The organism is Arthrobacter pascens (assembly GCF_030815585.1).
GTDB classification, from domain to species: domain Bacteria; phylum Actinomycetota; class Actinomycetes; order Actinomycetales; family Micrococcaceae; genus Arthrobacter; species Arthrobacter pascens_A.
In genome coordinates this window covers 686597-712403 of sequence record NZ_JAUSWY010000001.1, presented here as the reverse complement: position 1 = coordinate 712403, position 25807 = coordinate 686597, and the positions used below count along the sequence as shown (strand labels likewise).

General features: G+C 65.3%; 26 protein-coding genes and 1 pseudogene. 11 read left to right on the top strand and 16 right to left on the bottom strand.

Annotation, left to right across the window (positions count from 1 at the left end):
- Nucleotides 1-6: 6 nt before the first annotated feature.
- The 3 genes from QFZ30_RS03335 to QFZ30_RS03325 are packed head-to-tail and all read right to left on the bottom strand — an operon-like array spanning nt 7 to nt 3202.
- The gene (locus QFZ30_RS03335; protein WP_307073466.1) at nt 7-1770 is read right to left on the bottom strand and encodes a glycosyltransferase family 4 protein; all 1764 of its coding nucleotides are present in this window, start codon (nt 1768-1770) and stop codon (nt 7-9) included.
- The gene (locus tag QFZ30_RS03330) at nt 1767-3014 is read right to left on the bottom strand and encodes a glycosyltransferase family 4 protein (protein WP_307073464.1); all 1248 of its coding nucleotides are present in this window, start codon (nt 3012-3014) and stop codon (nt 1767-1769) included. The genes QFZ30_RS03335 and QFZ30_RS03330 overlap by 4 nt, the downstream gene beginning before the upstream one ends.
- A gap of 11 nt (nt 3015-3025) precedes the next feature.
- Entirely contained in the window at nt 3026-3202 is a 177-nt protein-coding gene (locus tag QFZ30_RS03325) for a hypothetical protein (protein ID WP_307073463.1), read from the bottom strand.
- 1363 nt (nt 3203-4565) lie between these two features.
- On the opposite strand from QFZ30_RS03325, the gene QFZ30_RS03320 reads away from it, so the two are divergent.
- On the top strand, nt 4566-5642 hold the full coding sequence (locus QFZ30_RS03320; protein WP_307073462.1) for an LCP family protein: 1077 nt from the start codon (nt 4566-4568) through the stop codon (nt 5640-5642).
- Here the strand turns inward: QFZ30_RS03320 and QFZ30_RS03315 are convergent.
- The 8 genes and pseudogenes from QFZ30_RS03315 to paaA all read right to left on the bottom strand — a co-directional run.
- Nucleotides 5639-5964 (bottom strand): annotated as a pseudogene (locus QFZ30_RS03315) (integrase core domain-containing protein); the annotation flags it as partial. The gene QFZ30_RS03320 and the pseudogene QFZ30_RS03315 overlap by 4 nt on opposite strands.
- A 102-nt stretch (nt 5965-6066) precedes the next feature.
- The gene (galU, locus tag QFZ30_RS03310) at nt 6067-6957 is read right to left on the bottom strand and encodes a UTP--glucose-1-phosphate uridylyltransferase GalU (protein WP_307073460.1); all 891 of its coding nucleotides are present in this window, start codon (nt 6955-6957) and stop codon (nt 6067-6069) included.
- A gap of 38 nt (nt 6958-6995) precedes the next feature.
- Entirely contained in the window at nt 6996-7775 is a 780-nt protein-coding gene (locus QFZ30_RS03305; RefSeq protein ID WP_307073458.1) for an enoyl-CoA hydratase/isomerase family protein, read from the bottom strand.
- A gap of 30 nt (nt 7776-7805) precedes the next feature.
- The gene (gene paaE, locus QFZ30_RS03300; RefSeq protein ID WP_307073456.1) at nt 7806-9047 is read right to left on the bottom strand and encodes a 1,2-phenylacetyl-CoA epoxidase subunit PaaE; all 1242 of its coding nucleotides are present in this window, start codon (nt 9045-9047) and stop codon (nt 7806-7808) included.
- Between the two features lie 9 nt (nt 9048-9056).
- Nucleotides 9057-9593 (bottom strand): 1,2-phenylacetyl-CoA epoxidase subunit PaaD, encoded by a 537-nt coding sequence (gene paaD, locus QFZ30_RS03295; RefSeq protein ID WP_307080023.1) that lies wholly within the window; start codon nt 9591-9593, stop codon nt 9057-9059.
- An 11-nt stretch (nt 9594-9604) separates the two neighbouring features.
- Nucleotides 9605-10489, bottom strand: a complete 885-nt coding sequence (gene paaC, locus QFZ30_RS03290; protein WP_307080021.1) for a 1,2-phenylacetyl-CoA epoxidase subunit PaaC — start codon at nt 10487-10489, stop codon at nt 9605-9607.
- 14 nt (nt 10490-10503) lie between these two features.
- Nucleotides 10504-10938, bottom strand: coding sequence for a 1,2-phenylacetyl-CoA epoxidase subunit PaaB (paaB, locus tag QFZ30_RS03285; protein ID WP_307073454.1), 435 nt, complete (start codon nt 10936-10938; stop codon nt 10504-10506).
- The gene (gene paaA, locus QFZ30_RS03280; RefSeq protein ID WP_307073452.1) at nt 10935-12002 is read right to left on the bottom strand and encodes a 1,2-phenylacetyl-CoA epoxidase subunit PaaA; all 1068 of its coding nucleotides are present in this window, start codon (nt 12000-12002) and stop codon (nt 10935-10937) included. The genes paaB and paaA overlap by 4 nt, the downstream gene beginning before the upstream one ends.
- Nucleotides 12003-12201: 199 nt before the next feature.
- Between paaA and QFZ30_RS03275 the strand changes: the two genes are divergently transcribed.
- From QFZ30_RS03275 to QFZ30_RS03265, 3 genes are all read left to right on the top strand, one after another.
- Nucleotides 12202-13605, top strand: a complete 1404-nt coding sequence (locus QFZ30_RS03275; protein WP_307073450.1) for an HNH endonuclease signature motif containing protein — start codon at nt 12202-12204, stop codon at nt 13603-13605.
- Between the two features lie 89 nt (nt 13606-13694).
- A complete protein-coding gene (locus tag QFZ30_RS03270) occupies nt 13695-14444 on the top strand; it encodes an ABC transporter permease (protein WP_307073448.1) in 750 nt (249 codons plus the stop codon).
- 128 nt (nt 14445-14572) lie between these two features.
- Nucleotides 14573-14860, top strand: a complete 288-nt coding sequence (locus QFZ30_RS03265) for a hypothetical protein (protein ID WP_307073446.1) — start codon at nt 14573-14575, stop codon at nt 14858-14860.
- Between the two features lie 112 nt (nt 14861-14972).
- On the opposite strand, the gene QFZ30_RS03260 is transcribed toward QFZ30_RS03265, so the two are convergent.
- The 3 genes from QFZ30_RS03260 to QFZ30_RS03250 all read right to left on the bottom strand — a co-directional run bounded on the left by QFZ30_RS03260 (nt 14973) and on the right by QFZ30_RS03250 (nt 17325).
- Entirely contained in the window at nt 14973-15257 is a 285-nt protein-coding gene (locus tag QFZ30_RS03260) for a DUF1540 domain-containing protein (protein WP_307073444.1), read from the bottom strand.
- A 72-nt stretch (nt 15258-15329) separates the two neighbouring features.
- Nucleotides 15330-16301 carry a siderophore-interacting protein gene (locus tag QFZ30_RS03255; RefSeq protein WP_307073442.1) on the bottom strand — a complete coding sequence of 324 codons (972 nt, stop codon included), beginning with the start codon at nt 16299-16301 and terminating at the stop codon, nt 15330-15332.
- A 19-nt stretch (nt 16302-16320) separates the two neighbouring features.
- A complete protein-coding gene (locus QFZ30_RS03250; RefSeq protein ID WP_307073440.1) occupies nt 16321-17325 on the bottom strand; it encodes an ABC transporter substrate-binding protein in 1005 nt (334 codons plus the stop codon).
- Between the two features lie 127 nt (nt 17326-17452).
- On the opposite strand from QFZ30_RS03250, the gene QFZ30_RS03245 reads away from it, so the two are divergent.
- From QFZ30_RS03245 to QFZ30_RS03230, 4 genes are all read left to right on the top strand, one after another.
- A complete protein-coding gene (locus QFZ30_RS03245) occupies nt 17453-18523 on the top strand; it encodes a FecCD family ABC transporter permease (protein WP_307073438.1) in 1071 nt (356 codons plus the stop codon).
- Nucleotides 18520-19611: a FecCD family ABC transporter permease gene (locus QFZ30_RS03240; RefSeq protein ID WP_307073435.1), complete on the top strand. Its 1092-nt coding sequence runs from the start codon at nt 18520-18522 to the stop codon at nt 19609-19611. Before QFZ30_RS03245 ends, QFZ30_RS03240 begins: the two co-directional genes overlap by 4 nt.
- Entirely contained in the window at nt 19608-20453 is an 846-nt protein-coding gene (locus tag QFZ30_RS03235) for an ABC transporter ATP-binding protein (RefSeq protein ID WP_307073433.1), read from the top strand. Before QFZ30_RS03240 ends, QFZ30_RS03235 begins: the two co-directional genes overlap by 4 nt.
- A gap of 102 nt (nt 20454-20555) precedes the next feature.
- Nucleotides 20556-21152: a ferritin gene (locus QFZ30_RS03230; RefSeq protein WP_307080019.1), complete on the top strand. Its 597-nt coding sequence runs from the start codon at nt 20556-20558 to the stop codon at nt 21150-21152.
- 25 nt (nt 21153-21177) lie between these two features.
- Here the strand turns inward: QFZ30_RS03230 and QFZ30_RS03225 are convergent, their stop codons facing one another.
- Nucleotides 21178-21855, bottom strand: coding sequence for a hypothetical protein (locus QFZ30_RS03225; protein WP_307073431.1), 678 nt, complete (start codon nt 21853-21855; stop codon nt 21178-21180).
- A 261-nt stretch (nt 21856-22116) separates the two neighbouring features.
- Between QFZ30_RS03225 and QFZ30_RS03220 the strand changes: the two genes are divergently transcribed.
- Entirely contained in the window at nt 22117-23430 is a 1314-nt protein-coding gene (locus tag QFZ30_RS03220; protein ID WP_307073428.1) for an aspartate aminotransferase family protein, read from the top strand.
- Between the two features lie 53 nt (nt 23431-23483).
- Here QFZ30_RS03220 and mmuM read toward each other — a convergent pair whose 3' ends face one another.
- On the bottom strand, nt 23484-24437 hold the full coding sequence (mmuM, locus tag QFZ30_RS03215; RefSeq protein WP_307073426.1) for a homocysteine S-methyltransferase: 954 nt from the start codon (nt 24435-24437) through the stop codon (nt 23484-23486).
- 137 nt (nt 24438-24574) lie between these two features.
- Between mmuM and QFZ30_RS03210 the strand changes: the two genes are divergently transcribed.
- Nucleotides 24575-25021: a hypothetical protein gene (locus QFZ30_RS03210; protein WP_307073424.1), complete on the top strand. Its 447-nt coding sequence runs from the start codon at nt 24575-24577 to the stop codon at nt 25019-25021.
- Complete coding sequence (locus QFZ30_RS03205; protein WP_307073423.1) at nt 25018-25770, top strand: cyclase family protein; 753 nt, start codon at nt 25018-25020, stop codon at nt 25768-25770. The genes QFZ30_RS03210 and QFZ30_RS03205 overlap by 4 nt, the downstream gene beginning before the upstream one ends.
- Nucleotides 25771-25807: the final 37 nt, after the last annotated feature.

Genomic DNA, 25807 nt, shown 5'->3' with positions numbered 1-25807 from the left:
GAGACACTAGCGGGATCTCCTTGATCGACCCGCTGCTGCGGCGCGGTACGCCTGAACGCAGACCGCCGCATTGGCGTCCCACGTGCGGGTGCGCAGTACGCGCTGCCGGCCAGACTGCCCCATTGCGTCCCTCAACGGGGCGTCGGCAAGGAGGGAGGCCAAGGACTGTGCCAAGGCGGCCGGGTCTTCCGGCGGTACCAACAAGCCTGTGCTGCCGTCGTCGACGATTTCTGCCAGCGCAGGAAGTGCGCTGGCTACAACAGGCCGGCCGCTCGCGAGAGCTTCCACCGGCTTCAATGGTGTCACAGAACGGGTTACATCCAGATTCTTGCGTGGCACCACAAATATATCCAAAGCCTGATGGTAGGCCCGGGCCTGATCGCTCGGCACCAGCCCCGTGAAGATGACGCGGTCACCAAAGCCTGTCCTCCGGGCCTGATCCTGCAGCGACGGAAGGGAGACCCCGGAACCGACAATGAGTAGCCGGAGCTTTGGGTTGGACGGGGCCAGGAGCGCGAAGGCCGCGACCAGGTCGTCGAGCCCTTCGTACGGCACCAGGCTGCTGACCGTGCCGATGATCTGGGCGTCCTGCTCGAGTCCCAGCTGCTGTCTGGCCTCCCGGACACCCAGCGGCTCCCGCAGATAATCCCCGCCCACGGCGTTGGGGGCGACGATGATTTTGCCTTCCTGTACGCCGGTGGCCAGTATGTTTCCCTTCATAGTCTCCCCCAGCGTGACCACCAGGTCAGCCGACCGCATCACCTCAGACTCGCGCTCCTGGAACAGCTTGTAGCGCTGGCTCTCCTTGGCTTCCGGGCCCCTGGTGGAGGCCCAGGTGTCGGCCAGTTGCCCGCGGACTTCGTAGACCCACGGAATGCCCAGCGCCTCTGCAACAGCCCGGGCCACCAGCCCGTTGACGTAATGGGTGGTTGTGTGGATGACGCTCGGCCTGAACTCCAAAGCCAGCCGCAGAGTTTCCTCGGCCTGCTGTTGGAGGCGCCCCGCCGGCGTTGCCGCAAGGCGAGCGGGCAGCAGCCGCTGGTACCGAACGCCGTCGACGCGGTCCTGTAAGTTGGCGCCCAGCTTGCCCACCAGAACGGGATAGCCCAGGCGCGTCACTGCCAGGGTTTCCCAGCCGGCGTCCTGTTGGGCCATGAGAATCGACTGGGACCGCCTGGCGTAACCGCTTTGGGTGTGCGGCAACGAATTGGTGAGCAGGTGGAGTACGCGGTTGGGGACCGGCTCCATCCGCGTTGCAGGGAGCTGAGGCGCCCAGCCCCGAAGCAGGGATTGTTCAGACACGAGCCGGGCGAGCTGGCCGCCGTTCTTTGGCACAGGTCCGCGCTCTCCGTCCAATGCCGCGATAGCCTCATTTACCGCCCCGCCAAACCAGAATCGCCGGGCCTGCGCGGCAGCGTGGCCACGGCCGCCGGAGGACACCGTGAGGAATTGATCTGCGCGGACGGGATCATCGGCGGCCAGAGCGATGTCGGCGAGCTTGGCAGCCTTGCCCGGAGGCAGCCCCCGGTCCAGGGCGAGCTCCATGCGCCGCTTCAGTCCGTCGTTGTCACCGCGAAGCAGCTCAGCCACCAGGACCGGCACAGCGGTTGAGGCAGCAGGGGCAGCACCGGCGAGCATGCGCGCGGCCGGCGTCACCAGCTCCGCGGGAAGCCTGCGGGAGGCCTGCAGGAGAAATTGAAAGGGGTCATCCGCAAGGCTGTCAGCCACCACGCCGCAGGCCAGGCGCAGATTCCGGAACCATGGCTTCATTCTTCCCGGCCTTTCCGGGACAGCAGGCCATGGATGAGCTCCATGTAACGCTGGGCAAGGATGCCATAGTCCGCGTGGTCCTGCACCCAGTCGCGGCTGACACCGGACCGGATCAAACGGCCGCGGTCGTCGGCCAGTCCAATCCAGAGGTCCGCCACAGCCTGGGGGTCGTTGGCCACGATGTCGCCGGCTTCGGCATCGGTCACCACGCGGGCTGCTTCACCCAGGACTACTGCCGTGACGTGGCGTCCCAGGGCAAGAACCTCGTAGGTCTTGGACGGGATGGTGGTCTGGAACGACTTCCAGTCATCCCGCAGCGAAACTATGCACGTGTCCGCGGAAGCATAGCGGTCCAGCACGTCCTGGCCCTGCAGCGGCGGGTGGAAGGTGACCGGAGCGCCAAGATCACGGGCGAGCTTCTGCAGGGCACGCCTGCGGGAACCATCTCCGACCATATGGAGGTGCATGCGGCTGCCAACCATGGCGCTGGCTCTGATGGCAGTCTCCAGATTCTGGCTCTCCCCGTGGTTCCCCAAGTACAGAGCCTCAAAAACGTCACGGTCTATGGGAGGGGGCGGCATTGCGGGCAAAGAATTCACGTGCAGCCCGTTGGAAATGGTTGCCACGTTCAGGATCCCGCGGCCGCGAAGGACGTCGGCAAAACCCTCCGTCACCGTCACCACGAGGTCAGCGCGGCGCTGCACAAAATCAGCGAAGATCTCGAACGCGCTTTTGACGCTGCCCTGGACCAGCCGTGCGTCCCGGGCCAGATCCGGCCATGCGTCCCGCATCTCCAGGATGAGCGGCACGCCGCGCAGGCGCGCTAGAACGTAACCGGCACCCATCACGGGAAGGCTCGGTACGGTCACAATGACCACTTCCGGACGTCGCGTCAACATGCCCAGCGGAACTGTCCACATTGCCGAAAAGCATTGGTCCACGAACCGCCAAAAATGGTGTCTTCCATGCGGCAGGTAAGGCACGCGCCGGATCTTCTCACCGTGAGACCCGGTCTGTGACCGGAAAGTAGTCCCCGCCAAGTTCTGGGATAGAGTTCGGCGGCCCGCGGGCGAGTGTGCCACCGGAGTCACGACGTCGATCTCCCAGCCCTGCTTCCGGAACTCGCCAATCAGCGCACTCCAACGACGCTGCGGCGGGCTGTTCTCCGGCCAGTAAGAATGGGTCAGGAGGGTGAAACGCGGTCTAGTGCGCGGCTGTTCGGGAGGAGTTTCAGTGTTAGTCATGCTTTCGCCTATTAGTTCACAGCCTTGGAGGGCACTCGCGTGCCCTTGGAACCGAGGACACGGGAGTACGCCAGGCCGGCGACGATAAGGAGCAGGACTGTAAGCAGCTGGACCGCTAGCGGACTTCCAGTGGCCACCGCAACCGCCGTCTGAACGACGTCGGACGGGTAACGCGGCGACGTCGTCACGGACTGTGAAGGAACGGCCGGAGCGGCTGACGCGGTTTCGGCCGCCGTCTCCGTGGGTTCCGTCGACGGCTCAGATCGAATTTCAGGGGTCGCAGGCTCAGGGGGAAGCACCGGCAGGGGTTGCAGACCACCTTCCGGGGGCCGCCCGATAGGCATAGGGACCGCAACAGCGGGGGCAATTGGGGGGGGCGGGGGAATGGGGTTTGCAGGAGGCTCCCATGGCATGAGGGGAGGTTGCACGGGCTCCGGGGGAGGCAGGATCGGTTCCACAGTGGTTGGCTCTGGTTCCGTAGGAGACTCAGACCCAGGCTGCGAGGTCACCACAGGATCGGTGGTCGCGGGCTCCTCCTCGGCAAACGCCACCTGAACGGGCGCCAGAAACCCAAAGGAGAGCGCAGGAAGGCCGCATGCGACTGCGGCCCGGAAACGGTGAACCGTAGATGGTGGTCCGAGCTTGCTCAAGTATTCGTGCCCCCCATGGCTACGGTGAGTTCGGACTATGTTGGTCGGTGCGGCTTCGAGACCGGAGAGTCGAAATCTATGAACAGCCAGCCAAGTCAGTGAACGTTTTTACCAGCCTACTAGATGCCGGCATGAACCTGATGTTCACTCAACGGCCGCGCCCGCTCACTCATATCAGCTCTCTCCATTCCGTCGCACCGAACATTGTCAGCCAGTCATACCTGAGGCATAGCCTGTCAAATCGTGACCAAGGAATATCGACGCTGAAGAGCCTCGACAAATCAGGTCAAGTTATTGCCTTCCCCCAATGTCGGAGGCGTTGTTTCCATAAGGTCCTCGGAGGAAGGACGCTTTTCAATTAGGGTCCTTGGTCTCAACCTATGAGCCAGGGACCTGCCGTGACACATGCCGCAGAGACACATCCCTCCCTCACTCTCGGCGTACGTGGTACGCCTCTATGCGGTTCTCGCACTCATCGCCGGCGCTACCCATATTCCCGCCGCCAACTCTAAACCCGCACCCCACTATCCCATCAGTTATCCCATCAGTGGATTTTTCATCTGCCAGCTCAAAGCGTTTCAGTCAACAAACAAGAGCTGGCGGACATCATTAGCGGAGACACCGTTATCAGGTTCGGAACTCAGCTTAAGCCAGCCACTCACGGTCAATGTTGGCTCCACATCGTTGGGGGCCGGGCAAATATTACATGGTCAACGTCACTAATGGGTGGAGCGTCAAGAATGATGCCTTCTATTCGCAACGCGGATAGAAGGCCCAGCCTGGCGCCACGCCTGAGGGGCGGCATTCTCCTTGGTTCGATCACCCCGCTCAGCCGGTTTCAGCAAAGCTCACATCGCTTTGTTGATATCATGCACGAAGCTGAACCGACCTCAAGGAATACATGACGCTCCCGCCTGACGCCCAAGAACAGACACCTGACGCCGGCCTTCTCCACGGCAAGGTAGGCAGGAAAAAAGGCCGCAGCGTACTGATCGGCTTCGCGGCCTTGGTTGTGGCGGCTGGCCTTGTTGGCGGCGGCTACCTGTTCAACCTGGCACAGACCTTCAACTCGGAGACCACCAAGATCGAGTCCGCTTTTCCGGAGGAATCCACGCGCCCCCAAAAAACCGAGCCAGTCAACGGCACCCCCGCCATGAACATCCTTGTGATGGGCAGCGACACCCGCGGATCAAGCGAACTCGATGTGGATACCCAAGCAGCCACTGACCAGCGCGCTGATACGTTGATGCTCGTCCACATCCCGGCGGACCGCAAGAACGTCTTCGCAGTGTCCCTCATGCGCGACCTCTGGGTTGATATCCCCGGTAAGGGCGAGTCCAAGATCAACGCCGCGTTGGCCCTGGGCGGTGTACCATTGATGGTCCAGACCGTGGAGTCCCTGTTCCAGCAGCGCATCGACCACGTAGCCATGGTTGACTTTGAAGGATTCAAGGGCCTTACCGATGCCTTGGGCGGCGTTGAAGTGGACGTCAGGGTCCCGTTTGCGCCCGCATCCGGTCCCATGAAGGGCCATTTCTACCCATCAGGAGTGAACACGCTCAACGGAGACGAAGCACTTGCGTTTGTCCGCGAACGCAAATCCTTCAGCGACGGTGACTACCAGCGGGTGCGGAATCAACAGGCCTATCTGAAGGCCGTGATCGACAAGACGATCGCCCGCGAGACCCTCACAAATCCTGTAACCGTCAACAGCATGGTGAGCGCCGTTTCACCTTTCGTCAGCGTGGACAAGGGCTTCGACGCTGCCGCAGTTGGCAGCCTCGCCCTAGGCCTCCAGGGCATCCGGCAAAAAGACACCGTGATGTTCACTCTGCCCACGTTGGGTACAGGGACCTCCCTGGATGGTCAATCCATCGTCGTGGCGGACAACAACGCAATCTCGGAGATCGCGACGGCTCTCTCGAAAGACCAACTGGGCGCCTACGTAACAGCACATTCACTCGAAAGCGGAAACTAACTGTATTGACCGGGGAGGTTGGCGACGCGGCTGGATGGTTTTGCTTGAGTGACGTGTGGGCTCACAGTGATTGTAGGCATGGAGCCAGTCCGGGAAGCGACGACATGGTCGGCCTCTGATGGTAGGGGCGGGCGTAGGCCCATTCTTCCAGCATTGTGCGGTTGAATCGTTCGGCCTTCCTGTTGGTCGGGGGCCGGTAGGGGCGGGTGCGTTTGTGCTTGGTGCCGCCCAGGGCTCGGGTGAAGGCGTGGGAGCGATAGCAGTTCCCACGGTCGGTCAGGACCCGCTGAACGGTGATGCCGCGGGGCGTGAGAAGAGCGTTAGGTGGGACATGAAGACCTCCGGGCGTGGAATTGGCCCCAGACTGCAGCCTACGAACCCGAGGTACCGGCCCTGCGCCAGGCCACCACCACGCTGCATATCGTTAGCTGACGAAACCCTTCATCCAGGTCTTGAGGTCCTCGCCGAACTCCACCCGCTCTGAAGCCAGGGTGATGACAGCCTTGAGGTAGCTCAGCTTGTCCCCGGTATCGTAGCGGCGGCCCTTGAACACCACGCCGTACACGCCGGAGCCTTCGCCCTCGGCCGCGGCCAGCGTCTGGAGGGCATCGGTCAGCTGGATCTCTCCGCCGCTGCCCGGGCCGGTCTTCTCCAGCACGCCGAACACTGCGGGGTGCAGCACGTAGCGGCCGATGACAGCCAGGTTTGACGGTGCCGTGCCCGCAGCCGGCTTCTCCACCAGGCTGTTGACGCGGACGTAGTCCTCGCCCTCGATGGCCGTGATGTCCGCGCAGCCGTAGGCACTGATCTGGGTCGGATCCACCTCGATCATGGCGATGACGGAGCCACCGGTCTTCTGCTGGACCTCCATCATGGTGGTGAGCAGGGCTTCGTTCTCGTCGATCAGGTCATCACCGAGCAGCACTGCGAAGGGCTCGTTCCCCACGTGCTGGCTGGCGCACAGGACAGCGTGCCCCAGGCCCTTCGCCTCGCCCTGGCGGACGTAGTGGATGGGCCCGAGCTTAGAGGCGTGCTGCACGGCGTCAAGCCTGTCGGTGTCGCCCTTCAGCTCCAGGGCACGCTCCAGGCCCGGCTCGCGGTCAAAGTGGTCCTCGAGGGCGCGCTTATTCCGCCCCGTAATCATCAGCAGGTCGGTCAACCCGGCGTTAACGGCTTCCTCAACGACGTACTGGATGGCCGGCCGGTCAACAACCGGGAGCATTTCCTTGGGCATTGCCTTGGTGGCTGGCAAGAAACGGGTCCCCAATCCGGCGGCAGGAATCACGGCTTTAGTAATGCGTTTCCCGATTGTCATAGCTGAACCATACAAATGTGAGCGTAAACATAGCAATCTCAGCCCCTAAACCGCGGCTCACGCTTTTCCTGGAATGCCCGAAAACCCTCGGCATAATCATCACTTTTGCAGAGCCGCGCCTGCTCGGCATTTTCCTCCTCCATGGCCTCCCACAGGCCCAGTCGCTGGTCACGGATGTGCGCCACCAGCCCCTTACTCGCGGTGAAGGCACCCGTCGCCCCAACGGCCACCTTCCCAACAATTGCCCTGGTGTTCTCCAGCAGTTCATCCGCCGGCATGGCCCGGCTGAACAGCCCCTGCGCCACGGCGTCGGCACCGCTCATCAGCTCCGCGGTGTAGATCAGGTCCAGCGTCCGGTGCATGCCCAGCCGCTCGGTGAAATACCAGTGCCCGCCCGAATCCAGCGTGGCCCCCAGCTTGGCGAACGGCGATCCGAACTTGGCGTTCTCCGCCACGTACACCACATCCGTTGCCAGCAGCAGACCCAGCCCCACCCCCAGGCAGGCCCCCTGGGCCGCGGCAAACGTGGGCGCCGGGAACCGGCTCATCTTCTTCAGCAGCGGCTGCACCAGCCCGCCCAGGTAGGCTGCGGCGTCGTCGTCCTCCGGCGTGACGCCGGAAATGTCCCGGCCCGCGCAGAAGGCGCGGCCCTCTCCCCTGAGCAGCAGCGCCCGCACCTCACCGCGCGAGGCGGCGGCAGCGGCGTCGTCGTACGCCTGCCCTAAATCCGCCAGCGCCTGCTCATTCAGCGAGTTCAGCTTGTACGGCGCGTCCAGCACTACCTCGGCTACGCCGTTGCTGATGGAAAGGGAAATCATGGGGCTCCTGTTCGAAGAAATACGAAAAACCTAGACGTCGTAGTCGACGGTGACCTCCGGGGTGCTGGGGTGCGACTGGCACGTGAGCACGTAGCCCCTGTCCAGTTCATCCTGCTCCAGCGCGTAGTTCTCGTCCATGGTGACAGCACCCGTGACCACCTTGGCGCGGCACGTGCCGCACACTCCCCCGGCGCACGCGAACGGCACATCCGGGCGGACCCGCAGGGCGGCGTTGAGGATGGATTCGCGCGCGTGCGTGGGGCTGGCCACCTCGCCCTGCAGGCCGTCCAGCTTGAACGTGATCTTGTACGTCTGCTTGGACTCGTCCACCACCACGGGCCGGCCGGCATGGCCTTCCGGACGGTCCGGCTTGCCCGACGTGAACAGCTCAAACCGGATATGCTCCGGCTTCACCCCGCGCTCGGCCAGGGTGTCCCGGCACAGCTGCACCAGCTCGAACGGCCCGCACAGGAACCACTCGTCCACATCGTCCGCGTGGATGGCGGTGCCCAGCAGCTGCCGGAGCTTCTCGGCGTCGATCCTTCCGCTGAGCAGCGGCGCGATCCGCTGCTCGCGGGACAGCACATGGTGGATGGCCAGCCGCTGCGGGTACTTGTCCTTCAGGTCCGCCAGCTCCTCCAGGAACATGACGTCCATGGCGGCCTTGTTGGCGTAGATCAGGTCAAACCGGGTTTCCGGGTTGGCGGCCAGCAGCGTGCGGGCGATGGCGATCACCGGGGTGATGCCGCTTCCCGCGGCGATGGCCACAAAGCTGCCTCCCCCAATGGAGGCAGTTTCCCCAGCCAGATCGTCGGGATGGTTCATGGAGTTCATGACGTTCTGCTCCACGGCCTTGCCGTCCCGGCCGTGCTTGGAGACGAACGCGCCCATGGGGCTCATGACGTCCAGGGTGTCCCCCGGCTTCAGCTCCGAGTTGGCCCATGTGGAGAACAGCCCGCCCAGGTCCTTCTTCACGGCCACCCGGATCTCGCTGCTGCCGTCCTCAAAGGTCCGCGGCTCGGCGCAGATGGAGTAGCTGCGGCGGATTTCTTTTGGCTCACCGTTCTCATCCGGCAGCGTGGTGCGCAGGGCCACGTACTGGCCGGGCAGGTAATCGAACTGCCCGGCCAGTTCCTTGGGGACCGCGAAGCTCACCTCGATGGCGTCCTCGGTCAGCCGGCGCACCTCCTTCACGGCCAGGGTGTGGAAGGACGGACGACGGCGGCCGGTGGCCTGCGCCGATTCGGCGGCGGTCTGGCGGACAACAGGCATGGGGCTTCCTTACAGGACTTTGAAGTAGTCGAACGGTTCCTGGCAGTCCTGGCACACGTAGAGCGCCTTGCAGGACGTGGAACCGAAGCGGGTGAGTTCCTTGGTGTTCAGGCTGGAGCACTGAGGGCACTTCACGGCCAGGCTCAGCCTGACGGGGCCTGAGTGGCCGCCGGCTGCTGCCTTGCCGGAGGGCGGAGCAATGCCGTACTCCCGCAGCTTCTGTTTTCCAGCCTCCGTCATCCAGTCCGTGGTCCAGGCCGGCGCGAGCACCAGGTCCACGTGGACGCTGGGGTAGCCTTCCTTCGCGAACGCGGCATTGAGGTCGTCGCGGATAGCGTCCATCGCGGGGCAGCCCGAGTAGGTGGGCGTGATGGTGACCTGGACGGCGGGAACCAGCCCTCCGTCGTCGACTATTTCCACGTCCCGCAGGATGCCCAAGTCCTCGATGGTGAGCACCGGGATCTCGGGATCGCACACCGTGGCGGCGATGTCCCACGCCTTCTGCCTGGCGCTCTTTGGCTTGGCCTGGAAGCCGGCGACGTACATCTCCACGACGGTCACCAGCTTGCTCCGGGATACTGCCGGGCCAGCACCTGCATCTCTGCGAGGATGTAGCCCAGGTGCTCGGAGTGCTGGCCGCGCCGCCCGCCGCCGGGGGCAGCCGGAACCTCCGGCACCTCCAGCTCCGCTTCGGTGAGGACCTGGCCGGTGAGCCGGTCAAAGTCGGCTTTCAGGCTGGAAGGCTCGACGGCGGCGCCGGTTTCCGTCAGGCGGGTGGTGAGTTCATCGTCCTCGAAGAGTTCGCCGACGTAGGGCCAGATGAGCTTGAGCCCGTGCGTGATCCGCTCGCGCGACTCCTCCGTGCCGCCGGCCAGGCGCAGGATCCACTGGGCACTGTGGTCCCGGTGGTAGTCCACTTCCTTCACGGCCTTGGCGGCGATGGCGGCCAAGGTGGCGTCGCTGGACTGCGTGAGCCTGCGGTAGAGCTCGAACTGGTAGTAGCTCACCACGAACTGGCGGGCGATGGTCACCGCGAAGTCGCCGTTGGGCTGCTCAAAGAGGTGGGCGGAGCGGAACTCGTGCTCGCGGCGGAAGTAGGCAAGATCGTCCTCGGACTTATCCCACGCTCCCCCGGCGTAGCTGAGGAAAGACCGGGCGTGGCCCAGTTGGTCCAGGGCGATGTTGCCCAGGGCCACGTCCTCTTCCAGCTCGGGGGCGCGGGAGATCCAGTGGCCCAGGCGCTGGGCGAGGATCAGGGCGTCGTCGCCCAGGCGGAGCGCGTACTCGGCCACGTCCTCGCTGGGCTTGACCAGGCCGGTGCGGACCTCCAGCGCGATGTCCTCGGGGCGGAGGGCATTGCCGGGCGTGATGCGGGTCGCGGAAGGGCCCACGCCGGCGAGGGCCCCGCTGCGAGCTTGCGAGCTGTGGGAGCCGGTGGGGATCCATGGTGTCGCGTTCACAGGTGCTTCACGCCTTCGCTCTTGGTGTAGTACGTCGCGTGCCGGTAGTCCTTGCCCTGCGGCGACTCGAAGAAGGCCCCCTTGGAATCAGGATCGCTGGCGGCGATGGCGTCCGCGGGGACCACCCAGATGGAGACGCCTTCGTTGCGGCGGGTGTAGAGGTCGCGGGCGTTGCGCAGGGCCATGGCGGCATCCGGGGCGTGCAGGGAACCGGCGTGGACGTGGCTCAGGCCGCGGCTGGACCGGACGAAGACCTCCCAGAGGCCCCAGGCGTTGCGGTCCGTTGCCTTTGCTTCGGTGGCTTCCTTGGCCGCAGGCGCTTCGCTGGAAGCCGCCTCCGGGGTAGGGGCACCTACCGGGACCTTGGCCGCAGTGCTGGTTACTTCACCGGCGGAGCTTGCCGGAACTTCCGGGTTGCCATGGGGTGTCATGCTGCGTATTCCTTCGTCTTAGTCTGTTTTGCTGCCTGTTTTGCCGCATAGGCGGAAGCCGCCTCGCGGACCCAGGCGCCGTCGTCGTGCGCTTCCCGGCGGCGTTCCACCCGCTGGGCGTTGCAGGGGCCGCGGCCGGCAAGGACTTCCTTGAACTCGTTCCAATCCAGCGGGCCGTGCTCCCACTTCCTGGTTTCCTCGTTGAAGCGGACCTCGCTGTCCGGCAGGGTGAGGCCCAGGACGCGGACCTGCTCCACCATCATTCCCACGAAGCGGCTGCGGAGTTCATCGTTGCTGAAGCGCTTGATGTTCCAGGCCATGGACTGGCGGGAGTTGGGCGAATCGTCATCGGGCGGGCCGAACATCATCAGTGCCGGGGCGTACCAGCGGTTCACGGCGTCCTGCGCCATCTGCTTCTGCTCAGGGGTGCCGTTGGCGAGTTCCAGCAGGATCTCGAAGCCCTGGCGCTGGTGGAAGGACTCTTCCTTGCAGATCCGGACCATGGCCCGGCCGTAGGGGCCGAAGGACGCGCGGCACAGCGGCACCTGGTTGCAGATGGCGGCGCCGTCCACCAGCCAGCCGATGGCACCCATGTCCGCCCAGGTGAGGGCCGGGTAGTTGAAGATCGAGGAGTAGCGGGCCTTGCCGGCGATGAGGTCTGCCATCATCTTGTCCCTGGACTGGCCCAGGGTCTCGGCGGCGGAGTAGAGATACAGCCCGTGGCCGGCCTCGTCCTGGACCTTGGCCATCAGAATGGCCTTGCGCTTCAGGCTGGGGGCGCGGGAGATCCAGTTGGCCTCCGGCTGCATGCCGATGATCTCCGAGTGCGCGTGCTGGGAAATCTGGCGCAGCAGGGTCTTGCGGTAAGCGTCCGGCATCCAGTCCTTCGGCTCGATCCGCGAATCCTCAGCCATCACACGGTCAAAGTTCGCCTGGCCGTCCGCTTCGCGCTGGGCCGCGGCTGCGTCTGCCGGGTCTTCGGCTGCGGATGCGGATGCGACTGCGGCTGCCGGGTCTTCGGGGGATCGCTCAGCGGGCGCTGACTGCAGATTTTGCTCTGCCATGGTTGCTCCTATGCAAGGGCCTTCATTGGACCAATTTATTTACCGACCGTTCGTTCAGGATATGCGGAAGCCGCGGAGGGCGTCAAGCGAACCCCCAGGACACTCTCGCTACCTGCAATCTTTCCCGGCCGTGCGAATTTCACCTGGGCTGGTCGCCGCGTGGACCTTAATTGTCGTACCCTCCCCCGATGATGGATACATGGGAAGCGCAGCAGTGACGAAGGCATATGCGGACATCAATGCCGCCATTGCTGTGCTTACTGCGGAAGTGGATAGTGCGCGGCTTGGGGCGCCGGATGATGCCGATCCTTTGCAGGGTCTGACGGATAATTGCCTGGATATCCTCGCCGGGGTCCCCGGGGCAGAGGCGCGACTGGCGGCTCTGAAGGCCCGGGCCGCCGCGAAGTTCGCGGACACGGCGGCGTCGGTCGCACCTCCTGACGCGCCGACAATGCCGCGGGAGGCGTCTGTGGCTGCGGAGATCGCGTGCGTCCTGACCATAGGGCCGCGCGCGGCGAACGCGTTGCTGTCCGCGTCCCAGGAACTCACCACCAGCTTGCCGCTGACCTTGTCCGCCCTGCAGGCCGGCACCATCTCCTGGCAGCACGCCCGGGTGATGGTGGACGAAACCGCCACCCTCGATCCCGACGGCGCCGCGGCCCTGGAAACGCACTTCCTCGATCCTGACGCGCCGAACCCGGCCCGTGGGTGCCCTGCCGGGGAAATGCCCGCGTCCCGGTTCCGCCACAAGGCCCGCATCTGGCGCGAACGCCACCATACGGAAAGCATCGAGATGCGCCACGCCAAAGGCGTCCTGGACCGGAGGGTCGAATACTCGCCGGACAATGACGGCATGGCCTGGCTCTCCGCCTACCTTCCCGCCGACCAGGCGGCAGCGATCTGGAACCGCACCACCGCCGTCGCCCGTGGTTTGCAGGGCCCCGACGAGACCCGCAACCTCCCACAAATGCGGGCTGACGCCTACGCCACCGCCCTCCTCGGCGCCGGAAATGGCCGCAATATTGGCGACGGCGGGGATGCGGGGAATCCCGGCAACGTCCCCGCGCCCCGGGCCGAAGTCCTGGTGACGGTGCCGGTGTTTTCCCTGCTCGGCGCCACCGATGAACCGGCCATGCTCGACGGGTACGGCCCTATCCCCGCGTCGATGGCCAGGGACCTCGTCGCCAACGGAGCCGACTCGTTCTACCGGGTCCTGGTTGACCCGCGGGACGGGGCGGCGCTGGAGATCGGCCGCGCCAGCTACCGCCCCACCACAGCGATGCGGCGCTGGCTGCGGATGAGGGACGGTAGGTGCCCCTTCCCGGGCTGCAGCAACCACTCCCTGGACAACGAAGCGGACCACATCGTTGCCTGGCATAAGGGCGGAACCACCGGCGTATCGAATCTGGGACAGCCATGTCCCCGCCACCACCGACTCAGACACACGAGTACCTGGAGACCCACCCCAGCCAGCAAGAACGAACCACCGGGCTGGATATCGCCAAGCGGCCGCCACTATAAGAGCGAACACCAGGACTGGGAAGCACCCCACTGGCCCAAAGAACAAATGCTCTCTCACGACCTCAGAGGAATCTCTCCTTAAAGAACCTACGTGCCGTCATCGTCCCCTGGGCCGTGTCCCTTGGCCGTCATCTGGCTACGCCAAAAAGAGAGGCACCATAGGCTGGTCTGATGGCCCTCCTCCCTGCCTTGGCACCCACCCTGCTGGCTATGGCCATCCTGCTGGCGGTGACCACTGCAGTGCTCTGGATCTCGCACACGCCGTCGTTCCTGGCCCCAGCCTCGGCCATCCTCCGCGGCGCCGCTCAACTGGCCCTCATCAGTCTGGTCCTGGGCGGAATCATCACCGATCCTTTGTGGGTGGCGCTGGCGTTACTGGTGATGTTCACCGTGGCCGCCGTAACCGCAACGCGCCGGCTCGTGTGGTCATGGCGGCATTTCGCGGTGGTGTCAGCAACCATGGCCATCGGCATCATGGTGACCCTCGCCGTCGTGTTCGGCACCGGGGCCATCGAATTCACGCCGCGATACGTCCTCGCCGTGGGTGGAATCGTCATTGGCAACTGCATGACAATCGCAGTGCTTGCCGGGCAGCGTTTTTCTGAGGCGGTCCGCGGGGAGTGGGACCAGGTGGAAGCCTGGTTAGCCCTGGGCGCCATGCCACGCAGGGCGACCCGCACCCAGGCGCGCTACTCCGTGCATACGGCCCTGATTCCCTCCACTGATCAGACGAAAACCACGGGACTGGTTACCCTTCCCGGCGCGTTCGTCGGAGCGATTTTCGGCGGGGCGTCCCCCTTGGAGGCTGGCCGGTTCCAGGTGGTGGTTTTGGCCTCGATCCTGGCGGCAGGTGCCATCACCGCCGTCGCCCTGATCCGGACCCTTAGTGCGGTAAGGGTGCGTCCCGAAGTCAACCGGTGAGCAGGAATGGTGATTCGGCGCGCGGAACCATGGGCGGACACAGAAAAATCACCACGCCGAAACACTGCCGCAACTTCGGCAGGGGATGCTGAGCTTACGGGGACACAACGAGCAGGAGGCGGCTCATCATGGAAACTCAACGGGTACATACTGCCCAGCTCTACATTGGCGACTACATCGAGGCATGGCACAACGGCAAGCTCTTCCACCGGGGCCGGGTGACGCACCTTGTGCCCGCACTGGATCTGTTCTGGATCCTGGACGCACGGACGGGCACGCGAAGGCTGCTGGACCCGGAGTCGCTGGAGATCGTGCTGGTGGAGGCACCGCCAGCGTCGACACCCAGCGGAGCGACGGCGGCGAGCGCGGCGGCGGCAGGGAGCACGGCGGCGAGCGCGGAGCCAATGCCGGCCTGATCAAACCCGGCAAGCAGAACGTCGGCCCCGCCTGGAAAATTCCTGGCGGGGGCCGACTGGTTCTTATTTGACTGTTCCTATTTGACTCCAATGAGCCTGCAGGCGCAGACGCCTACACGTGTTCGTATGTGAGGCAGTCCGCGTTGTCAGCGCCGGGACCAACATGGACTTCCGCTGCCTGGCACATCAGATGTTCGTTATGGACACACTCGGTACGCTGGCAGGCCCCGACATCAGCCAGCACCTTGGACAGGCCACCGTGGACGCCAATGTCGATAAAGGTGGCGCAGGAGGCATGGTCTTGAGAACCGCCCACAGTGATGGCCGCGGCGTTGCATTCGGAGTGGTCGTTAAACGAACAATTGGTGACGCTGCAGTCGGCTACGTGCGTGGTCATTGGACATCCTCCGCGGTTCGGCCGCCCCGGCCGGACGGCTCTTTGTGTCCACGGTAGGCCTGTCCGGTCAAATCAAAAAGACCCAATCGTGTGACCTAATTCCGACGACGGGCTGGGCGGCGGATTGAGGGGCGTGCCGTTGGCCCCTGACCCCGCCTTGCCCAGGCTCCAGTAGGCCCTGAATTCGGACCGTTTCGGGTCCAGGCCGGCCTGGTTGACGAGTTGCCGCCGCAGGCACTTCACGGTCCCCGCTTCGGCAGCCACCCAGGCGTACAGACCGGGGTCGGGCTGCACGGAGTCCGGCCGCCCGGTGAGGTCGAGGGCAGCACGTACAGACTCATTCAGCAGTTCACCCCGGGAGGCGCCCGCAGGCTTCCGCGCGAGCCAGGTGATGCAGACGGCAGAAGCTGTGGTGACGGTGCCGACGTCGGACGTGTCCGGAACCTCCAGGAAGGCATGTCCGCTGATGTCCGCCGGCAGGTCCTCGAGGATGGAACTGATGGCCGGAACGGCCGTTTCATCTCCTGCCAGCAAGACGCGGCGGGCCCCTTGCGGATCCCATCTGATTCCGGTTTCACTCCGCAGCGTGGACGCGGTGATGGCATTCACCTCAGGACCGATGATGACCACACGGGCGCCGGGAGTGGCGGCCCCCGCCCACTCGGAGGCGGGGGCGCCGTGGCCGGCAGCAACAGGGTGGATGACGAAGTCAACGTCCAGTTCCCGGCCACCGGGCACGGTCCGCAAAGCGCGGACCGTGTAGCTGCGGATGAAACCGCGCCCTGGCTGTTCCCGGCGCAGCCATTCCTGGTACCAGCCGCCGCCGAGTTCTCCGCCAGGTGTTCCCAGGCGGTCCAGGGGGTGTCCCGGTGTGGGCAGCAGAAGCTTGATTCGCAGGTCCGCGGTGGGGCCGGGAACGCCGAACGTCTCCAGGGCAGGTCCGCCGAACGTGATCCGGCGGAAATGCGGCGTCAGGTCCCGGACACCCTGGACCGCCGCGTCAAACGCCCGGATGACGTGCCCAGGGACGGCTGCGGGGCTCACGGATCTGCTTCCTCTCGGGCTACGGCAGCTGCGGGTCCACGCCGTAGTGCTTGGCAAGGTCGGTGATCACAGCGTGTGCGCCCTGGATGCTGACGGAGGCCAGGAAGGTGGCATCGTCCACATTGATGACTTCACCCTGCAGCCGCTGCCAGAGCGGGTTGGACTGGAACTTCTCCTGCTGCGCACGGGACTTGTCACCTTCGGCACCGGCGGGTGTGAACGCACTCACCATGACCAGGCCGGCGTCACCCTGGAGGATCTGCTCGGCGGAGAGCGGCACGAAAATCTCCTTGTCGCTGTCCGGGGCGTCCTTGGGCCGCGGGATGTGCATGTCAGTCATGATTTCGCCGATGAAGGAGTTGGAGGAGTACAGGCGTGCCGTGTCTCCGCCGGTGAACCGGACCAGGGAATAGGTGGCATCCGGTTTCTTGGCCAGGATCTCGGCTCCGACCTTCTGGGCGCGGTCCTCATAGGCCTTGACGAGTTCTTCGGCCTTGGCCTTTTTGCCCAGGGCCTCGCCCAGGAACACAACGTTCTCTTTCCAGGTGGGCCCGGTGCTGACGGAGAAGATGGTGGGGGCGATCTTGGACAGCTGCGGGTAGAGCGCTTCGTGGCGGACCTTCGCCGAGACGATCAGGTCCGGTTCCAGCTCAAGAATCTTTTCCAGGTTGGGCTCGGCCAGGGTGCCCACGTTCACGGAATCCTTCGTGGCGTCGGCGACGTCGCCAAGGTACGGGGCGAACGGTGCCTTCGGGTCCTGGCGATACTGGACATAGCCCACCAGGTCCGCGCCCAGGAGGAGGGCAGCGTCGATGTAGCTCGGGTCAAGGGCCACGACGCGCTTGGGGACGGTGTCGATGGTGGTGGAACCCATGGTGTGCTCCATGGTCAGCGGGAAGCCGGCCGACTCTGCTGCGGTGGTGGCGGTGCCACTGGGGGCGGCCGGGGCGGCGCAGGCCGCGGTGGCCAGGAGTGCCATGCCGGCGGTAACAGCACTGAGCCGCTTGAGGATGCGTGTTTTCACGGTGTCGCTTTCGAAACGATGGTGACGGGGAGATGACATATTAGGCAAGGCTTACCTGCGTCTGCCGTAGACTGTAGCAGGACTTTGGGAAATAAATCACAAACCAATGACGTAATAGAAGGACCCTGTGAAGACGTTGGATCCGACTGTGGCCACTGGCCCGCTGGCGGGTGCGGGAGCACCCAGTGCCGGGCAGCGGCCCGGTTCCCGGCGGCCCATCGTGAAGTGGCTGGCGGTTTCCGTGGCGGCGATGCTTGCGGCGGCCGCCCTGAGCATCTGCATCGGCGGGCAGCCATCGTCCCTGCAGGACGTCTGGCATGCCGTGACTGCCCCGGACGGCAACGTCATGGACGTCACCATCCGCGAACTGCGCTGGCCGCGCACCGTGCTGGCCGTGTGCGCCGGGATTTGCCTTGGCCTGGCCGGAACCCTGGTCCAGGGACACACACGGAACCCCGTTGCGGATCCTGGCCTGCTGGGGATCAACCAGGGCGCGGCGCTGGCCATCGTGGCGGCAACCGCCCTCGCCGGGGAGATGCCTGCCCTGACCCAGGCCCTGTTGGCTTTCGCCGGCGCGCTGGCGGCCAGCGTGCTGGTGTTCATGATCGGCTCCGCAGCGCGTCATGGCTCCACCCCGGTAACCCTGGTCCTGGCGGGGGCGGCGGTGACTGCGCTGTGCTCGGGACTGGTGGCCGGCATCGTCCTGCTCAACGACCAGGCGCTGGACACACTGCGGTTCTGGCAGGTGGGTTCGCTGGCCGGGCGCAGCGATGTGCTGTCCATGGTCTGGCCGTTCGTCGGTGCCGGCGTGGTCCTGGCCCTGCTGAACATACGGCCCCTGAACGCACTGGCCTTGGGGGCAGACACCGCAACCTCACTGGGAATCTCCGTCTTCCGGGCACGGGCAGCAGGAATCGCCGCGGTCACCCTCCTGGCCGGCTCCGCCGTGACCATGGCCGGGCCCATTGCCTTCGCGGGGCTCCTGGTCCCGCACATCACCCGGGCCATGACAGGGCCGGACTACCGCTGGCTGATCCCGCTCTCAGCGGTGACCGGGGCCACCGTGCTGCTCCTCGCCGACACGGCAGGACGGGTCATCTCCCGTCCCGGCGAGCTGTCCGTAGGCGTCGTGCTGGCCGTGGTGGGTGCGCCGTTCTTCGTGTACCTCGCCCGCCGCCGCAGGCTGGCCACGCTATGACGAGCACGCGCGAAAGCCGGCGGACCGGCGCCGGAACCATCCGGGCGCTGCGCGCAGGTCCCGTTTCCGTCCGCCTCAACCTCCGTGTTGTCCTGGTGGCCTGTGTCCTGTGCGGCGTGCTGTTGGGCGCCATGGCGCTCCACGTCGCCTTCGGCGGAACGCCGATGGCGTATCCGGATGTCCTGCGGGCGCTGCTGGGCGATACATCGAATCCGCGGACCCACTTGGCGGTCACGGAATTCCGCGCGCCGCGGATGGTGGCCGCCGTCGTCGTCGGCGCCTCTCTGGCTGCTGCTGGAGCGATCACGCAAACAGTGGCACGGAACCCCCTGGCCAGCCCCGACCTGCTCGGCGTCACAACAGGCGCGTCACTGGGCGCGGTCACCGTGCTGGTGGTTGCAGGCGGCGGACATGCCGGGCTTAGCGGCCTTGCGGCAACCGTGGGAATGCCCCTCGCGGCCTTCGGCGCAGGCATCGCCAGCGGTGTCGCCGTCTACCTGCTCGCCTACCGCCGGGGACTGGACAGCTACCGCCTTGTCCTGGCAGGCCTGGGCATCTCAGGACTCGCTGCCAGCCTAACTACCTGGATCCTGACCCTGGGGGATGTGACCAGCGCAGCCCAGGCACTGACCTGGATGACGGGCTCCCTCAACGCCAAGGACTGGGCCACCGTGCAGCCCATGGCCGTCAGTGCCGCAGTGCTCATCGCGGCGGCGCTCTGCAGCGGCCGGTGGCTGCTGCTGACCAGCCTCGGCGAGGATACCGCCGTCGGGCTGGGCGCACGCAATGGCACCACCCGGCTGGTAGTCCTCACCATCGCCGTGCTGCTCGCATCGGTGGCCACCGTCACTGCCGGCCCGGTCGCATTCGTTGCGCTGGCCAGCCCGCAGATCGCGCGCTCTCTTACCTCCGCCGTGGTTCCCCCGGTGGGCGTATCGGCCCTGGTAGGTGCCGTTTTCGTCCTGCTGGCCGACACTGTCTCGGCCAACGCACTCAGCGTGCCGCTGCCTGTCGGTGTGGCCACCGCCGTCGTCGGTGCCCCATTCCTGATCCACCTGATCCTGAAATACCAGCGGAGGCTGAGTTGAAAACCACTACGGAGCGGCCCGAAGGACTGAGGGCAGAAAACCTCAGCCTTGGCTACGACGGCCCGGACATCATCCAGAATCTTTCCCTGACTATTCCGGATGCCAGGGTCACCTCGATTATCGGACCCAACGGCTGCGGCAAGTCCACCCTGCTCCGCGGACTCGGGCGCCTGCTCGCGCCGCGCTCCGGTCAGGTGATCCTGGACGGCCTGCCACTGGCCAGGCAGTCCACCCGGCAGATCGCGACCAGGATCAGCGTCCTGCCGCAGACACCAACCGCCCCGTCCGGACTGACCGTGGGCGATCTCGTCTCCCGCGGCAGGCATCCGCGGCAGAAGTGGTACCAGCAATTCTCCTCCACAGACGAGTCCGTCGTCGAAGACGCCCTACAGGCCACGGACATCGCCGAACTCGCGGACTCCTCCTTGGAGGACCTCTCCGGAGGCCAGCGTCAACGGGCCTGGATCTCCATGACCCTGGCCCAGCAAACCGGCATCCTCCTCCTGGACGAACCCACCACCTATCTGGACCTCGCCCACCAGGTCGATGTCCTGGAACTCGTGCGCGTCCTCAACCGCCGGCACGGCCGCACGATAGTGATGGTGCTCCACGACATTTCCCTCGCGGCCCGCTACTCCGACCACATCGTTGCCATGAAAGACGGCCGGATCGTTGCCCAGGGGACGCCGGCGGAAGTGGTGACGCCAGAGCGCCTTCTCGACGTATTTGGCCTGGAGGCCCACGTGGTCCGCGAACCAACCGACGGCCGCCCCCACGTCATACCACTGGGAACGTCAGGGACGGCGAACCCGCTTCTTGAAACTGGAACGCCAGGGTATTGACCGGTAGTCCGGCAGCGGAGGAGGCTCATGGGAGGCCCGGCAGCCGATCTGACCGAGTCCGGCCAGCCGGGTCCCAAGCCTTACCAACCCGAGGAGATCCAGATGGGAACCCCTAAATTCAATGAACTGCTGGCCCGCCATGTGGGCAACGAATTCGCCGCTTCCCACCAGTACATCGCCGTCGCCGCGTGGTTCGACAGGCAGGACCTTCCCCAGCTTGCCAAACACTCCTACCGCCAGTCACTGGAGGAACGAAACCACGCCATGATGATGGTCCGGTACATCTTGGACCGCGGACTCACAATCGCCATCCCCGGCATTGAGCCTGTCCGCAACGACTTCGCCAAGGTTGAGGAACCCCTGGCCCTTGCCCTCGCGCAGGAAGAGGAAGTCACCGAGAAAATCAAGGAACTCTTCGCCGCAGCCAGGGCGGAAAACGACGCATTGGGTGAGCAATTCATGCTCTGGTTCCTCAAGGAACAGGTCGAAGAGGTCGCCTCGATGACCACGCTGCTGAACATCGCCCGGCGCGCGGACAACCTCTTCGACATCGAAAACTTCCTCGCCCGCGAACGTATCGGCGACCACGGTCGCTCCGGCGGGCACCACGGCCATGGCGGGCACCACGGCGGCCACCATGGCGGGGCAGGGGAAAGCCACGACTCCGGAACGCCGGAAGCCGCCGGTGGATCGCTCTGATCAATTGAGTTTTTGTCCAGATAACTCAGTCTGCTGACCCACTCAGTGACGGCGGAGCGGGAGCCGTCCGTGACCGGGTGGTCGGCAGCTCTGCTGAGCGCCCAAGCACAGTCCTGAACGGGATCGACGTGGCGAGCCCCAGCACCAGGACCGATGTGAGCGCGAGCGTTCCCGCCCACGCACCACGCGGTTCCGCGAACGAGACGCGGCCCTCGCTGATCACGGGCGTCATCGCCACGAGTGCTACAACGGCTGCGAGGGCGACGACTCCGATAACACTGCGCAGCCACGCACGTCCCCGGCCGCCGAACGCATATCCGATCCCGACCGCGATGAGCGCGACGGCAATTCCTGCCGTGCCAATGCCTTGCGATAGCAGCGCCAGAGTGCCGGGCACCGTGAGCGGGAGGAGGCCGAGGATGAGCGGCGAGAGCGCGAGCCACCGCCAGTGCGGCCGCCCGCCCGTGCGGCGGATGTGGTCCGCCAAGCCGAGCAGTCCGCCGACGATCCCCGCGGCGCCGAGCAGGCCCACGAACGTCGCATACCAGCTGAACGTCGATTCATCGCCTGCGAGTTCTACCATGTAGGCCCGGAAACCCGCAGCCCAGGTGATACCGAGGAGCGCACCGATCAGCACACTCAGCGCGGCCCGCGGGCGTGGCCGGGCACCTCCGGAGCTTGTCCCGGCGTCGATCGGCTCCATGCCGCACTCCCCTTCAGGCGGGGCTGTTGTGCAGGCAATGCTAGCCCCGGCGTGAATGCCGGACAAGAAGCTCGCGTGGCCCACCCGCGTTAACCCAGCCGCACCGTTGCCGACCGCAGCGAAGGCAGGCGACCGCATCACCGCCGTCGTACTCGCCCGACGCATGCTATGGACACGCTCCATGCTATGGACGCTGCCGCACGACGGTGCCAAGGTGAAGCATTAAGGGTGGTCGGTCCGGCACTGAAAACGGAGGATGTCATGAATCTCGACGAACTGGTCTTCCACCCCTGGGCTGTGCAGGGGCCGCGCGACGTGCCTACCTTGGTGGGCGGCTCCGGGAGCTACGTCATCGACGCCAACGGACGGAGCTACCTGGACTTCAGTTCGCAGCTGGTGTTCACCAACCTCGGTCACCAACATCCGCGCATTGTTGCTGCGATCAAGGAACAAGCCGACCGTCTGTGCACGCTCGCGCCCGGCCACGCGTCCGATGTCCGGGGCGAAGCGGCGCGGCTGATTGTGGAGGTGGCGCCGGAGGGCCTGGGGCACGTGCTGTTCACCACCGGCGGCACCGAAGCCATCGAGCATGCTGTCCGGATGGCGCGCCTATACACCGGACGGCCGAAGGTGCTCGCAGCCTACCGCTCCTACCATGGCTCCACAGCGGCTTCGATCCACCTCACCGGCGACCCGCGCCGCTGGGCCTCGGACACCGGGGCGGGCGCCGCCGTCCACTTCTTCGGTCCTTTCCTGTACCGGTCGGCGTTCGGATCGAGGACCCCGGAGGAAGAGTGCGAGCGGGCGCTCGCCCATCTCGAGCAGGTGATCCTCCTGGAAGGGCCGTCGACGATCGCTGGATTGGTCCTGGAATCGGTAACCGGCAGTTCCGGCGTCATCGTGCCACCGCCCGGCTACCTGCGCGGCGTCCGGGACCTGTGCGACCGCCACGGCATCGTCTACATCGCCGACGAGGTCATGGTCGGCTTCGGCCGCACGGGAGCCTGGTTCGGCGTCGACCACGACGGCGTGGCACCCGACCTGATGGTCTTCGCGAAGGGCGTGAATTCCGGCTACGTCCCGCTGGGCGGCGTAGTGGTGGGCGACGCGATCTATGAGATGTTCACCAAACGCCCCTACCCGGCGGGCATGACATACAGCGGCCACCCGCTCGCCTGCGCAGCAGCCGTCGGCGCCATCAACGCGATGCGCGAGGAGGACACCGTCGCGGCAGCTGCCCGCCTCGGCACGGACCTCCTGGGGCCAGGACTCAGGGAGCTCGCCGACAAGCACGGGTCCGTCGGGGATGTTCGCGGCATCGGCGGCCTCTGGAGCCTTGAGCTGGTCCGCGACCGGTCAACCAAGGAGCCGCTGGTGCCAGCGGGAGCCACCGGGGCGGCCAACGCGCCGATGGTTTCCTTCGCCAGGGCGTGCCTTGACCGGGGCTTGTTGCCGCTGATGCTGGGCAACCGCGTCCATGTGGCTCCGCCCCTCAACGTGAGCGACGCCGACGCCGCCGCGGGCCTGGCCATCCTGGACGAGGCATTGGCTGCAGCCGACAAGTACCTGGCCTGAACCTACGGCTGCTGGCGGGTCGCGTGGATGCCGGACAAGAAGCGCGCGTTAACTCAGCTGGCCACGGCGGTAATATCCTCCGGGGTGGTCCGGCAGCACCCGCCAAGGAGCCGGGCTCCGAGTTCACGCCAGACGGCGGTTCCCTCCGCAAGGCTTGCGGGCTGCTGACCGCCGGGGCCCGCGAGGTGATCCCCGGACGCGGCCGGACCCCACGTTTTGGTGACTGCGTCGTAGGTTTCGCCCGAGTTTGGATATGCGATGAGCGGCGTACCGGTGGCTTTGCCCAGGGCATCCAGGGCCGGGGAGACCAACTCCAGCGGCACACAGTTCACGCCGATCGCCACCACGAGTGGCTCCTCCCCAAAGAGCTCCGCCACCTGACCCAGCGGCGTACCGTCACTGATGTGCCGCCCATCCCGCAGCGTGAACGAGAGCCAGCCTTCGACGTCGAACTCTTTCATAAGCGCCAACAGGGCCTCGGCCTCCGGCAATGACGGCAGCGTCTCACAGGCAAGAAAATCCGCTCCGGCCTCCACCAGCGCTGCGATTCGAGGCCGGTGGAACTCCAAAAACTCCTTACGGCTGAGGATGTAGTCGCCCCGGTATTCGGACCCATCCGCAAGGTACGCGCCGTAGGGCCCCACCGATCCTGCAATCAGCAGCGGGCCCGCATCCGGATTTTCAGCCAGGTGCTCGCGGCGGGCCTCGTCGGCCAGGCGCACACTCAAGGCCACCAGTTCCAAGGCCGCTTCCTCAGCGATGCCGCGCCGCGCGAATCCCTGGGGTGTGGCCTGGTAGCTCGCCGTGATGGCGACGTTGGCTCCGGCGCGGAAGTAATCCTGGTGCACGCGCTTAACGAGCTGCGGCTGTTCCAGCAGGACCTTAGCGGACCACAAAGGGTCTTCCAGATTGCAGCCGTGGGCTTCAAGCTCAGTGGCCAGTGCGCCGTCCACGGTCAGGTTCGCTCCGGCGTCGAGCATGCGGGAGAGCTTGGTGTTGCTGGGCATCGTGTGGGGCTCCAAGCGGGTCGGTTTCGTTCTTGAAGATGTGCGCCATAAGCATTTTGTGATGCTTGTAATGATCACAAGTCTATGTCAGCATGGCAGCCAAACACCATTTGCGAACCCGAACATGAAGGCTTTCCTTGAAGATTGAAATGAAAGCAGTGCGTAAGCTGCGTGTGCATTGGCCCATAGCGCCGGAAACCTTCTCGCGGCTCGCCAAGGGCGACGCAGCAGCATTCAAGGAGGAAGCGGGCATCGTGGCCCTGCTCCAGGCTTTGTCTGAATCCCCCGACCTCGGGGATTTTGGCAACTACAGACATGTCTTCGAATCCGGCCTGGGTTTCGAGGGGTTCACGTCCGCTGAAGGCGCCAACCCAACGTTGGGCGAGGTGGGCCAGGAGACAATTTCACCGACCTTTGTCTTCACGACGTATTTCGATGCGGCGCTCCCTGACGCCGCCGTCGAACGCTGCCTGCAGCACATCGTGGATATCCACCCCTGGGAGGTACCCGTCATCGAGCTGACAGGGCCCATCAGCGTCTCCCACACTGCCCTTCCAGTCTTTGAAAGCCGGGCCGCATCATGATTGAAGCCACCACCACCGGACTCTGGGACGGCCTGCAGCAGCTGCTTGCCGGCAGATCATTTACTGACCTGACGCACGCGTTCCATCCCGGCCAGCCGCATTTCCCTGCGTTCCCCGACGAAGTCAGGGAGTCCGTTTTCGATCTGGAGAAAGGTGACGGTTTCACCGCTCACCGCTATTCGATCATCGGCCAGTGGGGAACACACGTTGATCCTCCCTCGCACTTCATCTCCGGGGGACGGACCCTGGACCAGATTTCGGTGGAGGAGATGATCCTGCCGCTGGTCATCCTCGACATCACGGAGCGCGTCACCGCAAACGCGGACGCCACTCCCGGGATGGAGGACGTTCAGGCATGGGAAAGCCGCAATGGTCCCATCACACCCGGGACCTTTGTGGCTTTGCGGACAGGGTGGAGTCATCGCTGGCCCGATGCTGGCGCCATGGCAAACAGGGACGATGAAGGCGTCAGCCACACGCCGGGCTGGTCGCAGGAAGTGCTCTCCTTCCTGATTGAAGAGCGGTCGGCTACCGCCGTCGGTCATGAACAGACGGACACAGACCCGGGGCTGGCTACGTCCCGTCAGGATTTCTCCCTGGAGACCTATGTCCTGGCGCAGAACCGGTGGCAGATCGAGCTGATGGCGAACCTGGAAGGACTTCCCGAAGCGGGCGCGGCGCTCATTGCGAGCTGGCCCAAGCCCCTGCGCGGCAGCGGTTTTCCTGCCCGGGTCTTCGCCATCCACTAAGACGCGTCCGTCCAAGACTCATCAGTCCAATGACTAG

Bases quoted from the DNA above. Each gene is read 5' to 3' on its own strand.
- QFZ30_RS03335 (WP_307073466.1), bottom strand. From the start codon at position 1,770: ATGAAGCCATGGTTCCGGAATCTGCGCCTGGCCTGCGGCGTGGTGGCT.
- QFZ30_RS03330 (WP_307073464.1), bottom strand. From the start codon at position 3,014: ATGACTAACACTGAAACTCCTCCCGAACAGCCGCGCACTAGACCGCGT.
- QFZ30_RS03320 (WP_307073462.1), top strand. From the start codon at position 4,566: ATGACGCTCCCGCCTGACGCCCAAGAACAGACACCTGACGCCGGCCTT.
- galU (WP_307073460.1), bottom strand. From the start codon at position 6,957: ATGACAATCGGGAAACGCATTACTAAAGCCGTGATTCCTGCCGCCGGA.
- QFZ30_RS03305 (WP_307073458.1), bottom strand. From the start codon at position 7,775: ATGATTTCCCTTTCCATCAGCAACGGCGTAGCCGAGGTAGTGCTGGAC.
- paaE (WP_307073456.1), bottom strand. From the start codon at position 9,047: ATGCCTGTTGTCCGCCAGACCGCCGCCGAATCGGCGCAGGCCACCGGC.
- paaD (WP_307080023.1), bottom strand. From the start codon at position 9,593: ATGTACGTCGCCGGCTTCCAGGCCAAGCCAAAGAGCGCCAGGCAGAAG.
- paaB (WP_307073454.1), bottom strand. From the start codon at position 10,938: ATGACACCCCATGGCAACCCGGAAGTTCCGGCAAGCTCCGCCGGTGAA.
- paaA (WP_307073452.1), bottom strand. From the start codon at position 12,002: ATGGCAGAGCAAAATCTGCAGTCAGCGCCCGCTGAGCGATCCCCCGAA.
- QFZ30_RS03275 (WP_307073450.1), top strand. From the start codon at position 12,202: ATGGGAAGCGCAGCAGTGACGAAGGCATATGCGGACATCAATGCCGCC.
- QFZ30_RS03270 (WP_307073448.1), top strand. From the start codon at position 13,695: ATGGCCCTCCTCCCTGCCTTGGCACCCACCCTGCTGGCTATGGCCATC.
- QFZ30_RS03265 (WP_307073446.1), top strand. From the start codon at position 14,573: ATGGAAACTCAACGGGTACATACTGCCCAGCTCTACATTGGCGACTAC.
- QFZ30_RS03260 (WP_307073444.1), bottom strand. From the start codon at position 15,257: ATGACCACGCACGTAGCCGACTGCAGCGTCACCAATTGTTCGTTTAAC.
- QFZ30_RS03240 (WP_307073435.1), top strand. From the start codon at position 18,520: ATGACGAGCACGCGCGAAAGCCGGCGGACCGGCGCCGGAACCATCCGG.
- QFZ30_RS03230 (WP_307080019.1), top strand. From the start codon at position 20,556: ATGGGAACCCCTAAATTCAATGAACTGCTGGCCCGCCATGTGGGCAAC.
- QFZ30_RS03225 (WP_307073431.1), bottom strand. From the start codon at position 21,855: ATGGAGCCGATCGACGCCGGGACAAGCTCCGGAGGTGCCCGGCCACGC.
- QFZ30_RS03220 (WP_307073428.1), top strand. From the start codon at position 22,117: ATGAATCTCGACGAACTGGTCTTCCACCCCTGGGCTGTGCAGGGGCCG.
- mmuM (WP_307073426.1), bottom strand. From the start codon at position 24,437: ATGCCCAGCAACACCAAGCTCTCCCGCATGCTCGACGCCGGAGCGAAC.
- QFZ30_RS03205 (WP_307073423.1), top strand. From the start codon at position 25,018: ATGATTGAAGCCACCACCACCGGACTCTGGGACGGCCTGCAGCAGCTG.